Source organism: Prevotella conceptionensis 9403948, assembly GCF_000312305.1.
Lineage (GTDB): Bacteria > Bacteroidota > Bacteroidia > Bacteroidales > Bacteroidaceae > Prevotella > Prevotella conceptionensis.
In genome coordinates, this window is the sequence record NZ_HE999443.1 from 225,633 (window position 1) to 231,335 (window position 5,703).

A 5,703-nucleotide genomic window follows, 5' to 3' on the forward strand; every position below is an offset into this window, starting at 1 on the left:
GGGGCGAATACCTCCACTTGCAGCGGCCGATCATAGCGTTTGGCCACCTTCGCCATTTCTGCTTGGATGATGGGCAGGTCGTCAGGGTTGGTGTAATAGATGCCCGTGCGGTATTGTGTGCCCACGTCGTTGCCTTGTCGGTTAAGCGAAGTGGGGTTAATCGACTTGAAATAGAGTTGCAGCAGCAGCGAAAGCGGCAGGCGTTCGGGGTTGTATGCCACGCGTACAGCCTCGGCAAAGCCCGTTTTGTCTGTGCAAACCTCTTGGTACGAGGGGTTCTTGCCATGTCCGTTGGCATATCCCGTTTGCGTGTCGGTTACGCCGTCGATTTGTTTCAGAAAGTGTTCTGTACCCCAGAAGCATCCGCCGGCCAGGTATATTTCTGCTTTTGTGTTCATTGTTTGTCCTTTCTTTTCTTGGTTTTTACTATTGCCAGTGCAGCATGCCAGGACCGTACACAACGCGGTCATGGTTAGTTTAAATGTCAGTCTGTTCATCTTTATTTGTTTTGAGTTACCACAAAACTATACATTTTTACGTAAATAACCAAAGAAAAATGGCATTTTGAACATTATTTAAAGATAAAACATTACTTTTGCACTAAGCTGATGTTGTTCGGCAGACTTTTAGTAGGGCGGTGTCGCCCGCGTTTTAAAATTTCATTTACTTGCAAACAACATGCAAATACGATTGGCAACAAAGGCCGACCTCGATGCTGTGATGCGCCTGCTGGACATCGGTAGGCAGCGTATGGCGGCCACAGGCAACACCCAGCAGTGGGTGGAAGGCTATCCGCAGCGTGCCACGGTTGAAGAAGACTTGCGCCGTGGGCAATGTTATGTGGGCGAGGATGCAGGGCGAGTGGTGGCTACTTTTGTGTTGGCAGAAGGTCCCGACCGCACATACGCACACATCTGGCAAGGGCAATGGCTCCACAACGAAAGGCCTTATTGCGTGATACATCGTATGGCGGCCGACGAAACCCAACGTGGCGTGTTTGCCGAGGTGATGGCCTTTTGCAAGGCGCGGGCAGCAAACCTGCGTATCGACACGCACAAAGACAACGCCCCCATGTTGCACAACATTAGGAAACACGGCTTTGCATATTGCGGGGTGATACATACCGACAATGGTAGCGAACGCCTGGCGTTTCAATGGCTACGAACAGAAACATAACGATAAAGCTATATGAAGAGAGTTTTTTTTAACATCAATAAGATTGCGATGTTGCTGATGCTGATGGCATTGGCAATGGCGGCACAGCCCGTTTGGGCGCAGCACCAGTTTGGCGAAAGGCGCAAGAGTTATGGCTACGGCGTAGACCGGAACGCCGTTTATTTTGAAGGGCGTGTGATACCTGGTGCCGATGCGCGCACGTTTGAGTATCTGGGGCACGGCTATGCGCGCGACCGCAGGGCGGTTTACTATCGTGGCGAAGTGTTGCAAGGTGCTAATCCGCGCACGTTTCGTGTGGTGGGCGATGCCGAAGAACAGCCCCCAGTGGTGATTCCCGATGGACGGGGAGGCGGCATCGACCCACGCGATGGGGCCGATTGGGGGCGTTTCCCCGAAGAGTTGTTGCCTGGAAACAGCTTGGGTTTCGGTTATTCGAAAACCAATTTTGACGTGTATACCTCGGAAAGAAGATAGATGCCTCGGCCAGTAGCTTTCAGGTGCTTAGCTTTGGCTATGCCAAGGATGCTTTCAACATTTATTTTGAGGGCGCAGAGGTGAAGGATGCCTCGAGCGGAACGTTCCGCGTGCTGATTGATGGCTATGCCAAAGATGCGTTTAACGCTTACTATCGTGGGCGCGAAATACCCGATTGCAATGTCCGTACCTTTGAATGTATGGGTAAAGGCGTGGCGCGCGACGACGAGAATAAGTATTTCTTGGGGCAGAAGGTGGTGTGGTAGCGGCCTTGCCCAACGGGGTAAAGGGCCATCGCCCTCGGCCGCTCTCCACGGTGGGAGTGGCGTAACATACTTTGCTGGCATGGCGGTGGGCTTGCCGATTGTTTCAAATTGGCAAGTGTAACGCTGTTGCCGGCTTGTTAAATTGTGAACTCGTTAACTCGTCCACAGGTTAACTCGTCAACTGGTCAACTGGTTAACTTGTCTACTTGTTCACTCGTCAATGGGTTGGCTTGTCCACTCGTCAACTGGTTAACCAGTCAACTTGTTCACTTGTCAACCAGTCAACTTGTTCACTTGTCAACTAATCACTCAGGATAACAATAAAGAAAAATGAGAAAAGTATTAAGATTTTTGTTGCCCGATAGGCAACAGCGTTGTAGCACAGCCGCGTTTTTATTAGTGGCTCGTGTGGTTTTTGCCCTATTGCTGGCATCACATGGATTGCAGAAGTTAGAGGTTTCGAACAGATGTCTGGCGGTTTCCCCGACCCTCTGGGGCTTGGCAGCGGCCTATCGTTGCTGTTGGCCATCTTCGGCGAGTTGGTTTGCTCGTTGGCTTTGGTAGTAGGTGTGCTCAGTAGGCTAGTATTGTTGCCCATGATATTCACCATGTGTGTAGCCTTTTTCATGGCTCATGGTGGCTCAATGGCCGAGGGCGAACTGGCTTTTGTTTACCTTGTGGTGTTCGTTCTGCTGTTTTTTGCAGGTCCAGGTCGTTTCTCCGTAGACGGATGGCTTGCCAAAAAACTGGGAGGGCAAGCCGCGAATTGAGGCAATACGCTTATTTGCTCATGGGGTCTGTGGGCTTACTAACCTGCAACCAACATGTGTTGTCGTCGATACAAAACAAATCAGGAACGATGTTACCACAGGCGGTTCGGCTTGTTGCAGCCTTTAAGCCGAAACCAGCACCGCACAAGCACCGATGAAAGGTGCTTGTGCCTGCACTTCAAGATGCCCCATGCGGGTATGTTGCCAACAACTTGTTGGCACGCGCGGGACTTAAACAATCCTTTTTGCGTTAGCGGTTTATAAGCCCGTGAGTAGGTAGACAGGCTTATAACTTTAAAGAAGTGTGGACACAAACTAACGCAACTGGTTGCTGGTTCGTTGGCTTGTAAGTTACTGAACGCATCAACTTGTAAGCCAATGAAATCATGGATTTGTCAACAGATGGACAAGCCAACTTGCAAACGTATCAGCACATGCACGCGCCAACTCATCAACACAAAAACTTAAATTTCTACTTTTTATTTTACAACACGACTCTGATTTTCGCACCATTCTAGCGAAAAATAGGCTAAAAAGTAAGGAAATAGCCACTATTTCTAGTCTCCCACGTCTTTCGTTTTGTCTATTTTGAAGAAAATTACCTGCGTTTTGCACCATTTTGCCTTTCTATTTTGGTTGCCACCTCGTATTTTTTAAGGCCCAATAACTTGCTTTTAACCCCTAAAACCCCACTTTTTAGTGCCTATTTTGCTCTTTTTGCCATGTGTTTCATGCCTCTAAAAGGCTGTATTTATACCATTTGCTATGTATTTTTATACTTTTCGATTCGCATTTTGCAGCAAATTGCCCTGCATTTAGCACTATTTTACCTTGCGTTTTGCACCAAAACGCACTGCATTTAGCACCAAAACGCACTGCGTTTTGCACCATATTGCACTGCATTTAGCGGCAAAACGCACTTCATTTTGCTGCAAATCACCCAAAAACGGGTGTTAGTGGCGGTCGGTTTAAATAAAAATTCATTTTGCCTGCATGTACAACTACCCCTTTTTTGCACCGAAACAAACCTCCGCGAGAATCGATTTTTTGCGGCAAGGTGGGTGGTTGGTGGACGAAAAGGGCAGTCATAATGTTAAAATTCCTGCTGAAAAGTTTACAATGGCTGACTCGTCAACTGGTTAACTTGTCAACTCGTTAACTGGTCAGCTCGTCAACTGGTTAACTCGTCAGTTAGTCAACTGGTCAACTCATCAACTGGTTAAATCGTTCGCCTTTTCGTGTTTTGACCTAAATACGTCCGTTTTTTGACATAAGAACATAAGAAACATAAGGAAGGCATCTTTACTTTTTCCTCATGATGTGCCACAGGGAAAATGCTTTCAACTTGTAAATAAAGAATTGATAAGGGCTTCTGCCAACTTACTTTTTTGGGTGTATAACCGCGTTTTGACACAGACAAAGGGGGCGGAATTTCAGATTTTATCGTATCTTTGTTCAGTACTTCGTACACGGGCGGGAGCGTTTATCTTGCTTTTACGGCACAATGATAATAAACTCCCCTCAATTTATAGAAAGATTAAAAGTAGGGACAACTTCAAATATTAAAATTCAAGACGACGTCAACTCGTCAACTTGTAAACTCGTCAATTCAATATGATTGAACACCAACTTATCGTATCTATTCTGCTGATTGTAGCCATCTGTTTGCTGGTGATGGTTAGCCATCGCATCAAGGTGGCCTATCCTGTGATGCTTGTTTTGGGCGGCATAGCCCTGAGTTTCGTCCCCGGCATGCCCCGTTTGCGCATCCATCCCGATGTGATATTCCTCGTGTTTCTTCCTCCGATACTCTACGAGGCCGCAGCGGCCAACTCGTGGAAAGAGCTGTGGCACTGGCGGCGCATCATCGGTTCGTTCGCTTTTATCGTTGTGTTTATTACGGCTTTGGTTGTAGGGTATATTGCCAACACGTTCATTCCAGGGTTCTCTGTTGCCCTAGGTTTCTTGATTGGCGGCATCGTTTCGCCGCCCGATGCTGTGTCGGCTGCGGCCATTATGAAGTTTGTTAAAGTGCCGCGGCGCGTGTCGGCCGTGCTCGAAGGCGAAAGTTTGTTCAACGATGCCAGTTCGCTTATCATCGTAAAGTTTGCCCTTATCGCTATTGGTACGGGCCAATTTGTGTGGCATCAGGCCGCCGCATCCTTCGTTTGGATGGTTATTGGCGGGGCCGGCGTAGGCGTATTGCTGTCGTATGTGCTTATCAAGCTGCACAAATGGTTGCCAATGGACGAGAATATCGACACCATGTTCACCATCATCAGCCCTTACTTGATGTACATCTGTGCCGAAACGGTTGAGGCTTCGGGCGTGTTGGCCGTGGTTAGCGGCGGTTTGTATTTCAGTTATCGCCGAATACTCATCATCGGTTCGTCGTCTAGACTGCGGGCCGAGAACGTGTGGAACTTCCTCATTTTCTTGCTCAACGGGTTGGCTTTCCTTTTTATCGGACTAGACTTGCCCGAGATAATGGTCGGCTTAAAGCCGATGGCGTAAGCCTTTGGACTGCAACGGCCTACGGACTGCTGATTACGGGCGCGCTGGTTGTTATACGTATGTGTGCCGCGTTTAGTGCCGTGTTCATCACTCGCTTTATGAGTAAGTTCATCACTGTGGCCGATTCGCGTTCGCAAGGAATGGCCGGCCCCTTGGTTTTAGGGTGGACGGGCATGCGCGGCGTGGTGTCGTTGGCGGCTGCTTTGGCCATTCCGCTCTACATTCCAGGCACACAGACGCCCTTTCCCGAACGCAGCATGATGCTGTATATCACCTTTGTGGTGATTACGCTCACACTTGTTTTTCAGGGTTTAACGCTCCCAGTGCTGCTTAAATGGGTGAAATTTCCCAACTACGACGACCATCTGCCGCCCGAAGAGACGGAAAGAATGATACGAATTGGTATGGCACAGGCCAGTCTGGACTACCTTCGGCACAACAACAAATGCGTGGATGTTACCCGTTCGGCCATGCTGAACAACCTGGTTACGCATTGGAACGAG

The 5,703-nt window shown here is 48.6% G+C and carries 6 protein-coding genes and 1 pseudogene; 6 read left to right on the forward strand and 1 reads right to left on the reverse strand.

Annotated features, from left to right (window positions below):
• A partial coding sequence (gene msrA / locus BN93_RS18270) for a peptide-methionine (S)-S-oxide reductase MsrA (protein ID WP_232211054.1) occupies window positions 1–398 on the reverse strand: 398 nt, incomplete at its 3' end.
• Window positions 399–678: 280 nt separating this feature from the next.
• Between msrA and BN93_RS00770 the strand changes: the two genes are divergently transcribed.
• The 6 genes and pseudogenes from BN93_RS00770 to BN93_RS18925 form a co-directional block, all read left to right on the forward strand.
• Entirely contained in the window at window positions 679–1,176 is a 498-nt protein-coding gene (locus tag BN93_RS00770) for a GNAT family N-acetyltransferase (RefSeq protein WP_019186446.1), read from the forward strand.
• Between the two features lie 12 nt (window positions 1,177–1,188).
• Window positions 1,189–1,650, forward strand: a complete 462-nt coding sequence (locus BN93_RS18275; RefSeq protein WP_232211055.1) for a DKNYY domain-containing protein — start codon at window positions 1,189–1,191, stop codon at window positions 1,648–1,650.
• Between the two features lie 23 nt (window positions 1,651–1,673).
• Window positions 1,674–1,916 carry a DKNYY domain-containing protein gene (locus BN93_RS18280; protein WP_232211056.1) on the forward strand — a complete coding sequence of 81 codons (243 nt, stop codon included), beginning with the start codon at window positions 1,674–1,676 and terminating at the stop codon, window positions 1,914–1,916.
• A 330-nt stretch (window positions 1,917–2,246) separates the two neighbouring features.
• Window positions 2,247–2,686, forward strand: a pseudogene (locus BN93_RS00780) (DoxX family protein).
• 1,614 nt (window positions 2,687–4,300) lie between these two features.
• Entirely contained in the window at window positions 4,301–5,200 is a 900-nt protein-coding gene (locus BN93_RS18920; protein WP_262498725.1) for a cation:proton antiporter, read from the forward strand.
• Between the two features lie 59 nt (window positions 5,201–5,259).
• Window positions 5,260–5,703: cation:proton antiporter domain-containing protein (locus tag BN93_RS18925; RefSeq protein ID WP_262498726.1), on the forward strand; the 444-nt coding region annotated here is incomplete at its 3' end.

Excerpts from the sequence above, each read along its gene's own strand:
- BN93_RS00770 (WP_019186446.1), top strand. The coding sequence starts at position 679 with ATGCAAATACGATTGGCAACAAAGGCCGACCTCGATGCTGTGATGCGC.
- BN93_RS18920 (WP_262498725.1), top strand. The coding sequence starts at position 4,301 with ATGATTGAACACCAACTTATCGTATCTATTCTGCTGATTGTAGCCATC.
- BN93_RS18275 (WP_232211055.1), top strand. The coding sequence starts at position 1,189 with ATGAAGAGAGTTTTTTTTAACATCAATAAGATTGCGATGTTGCTGATG.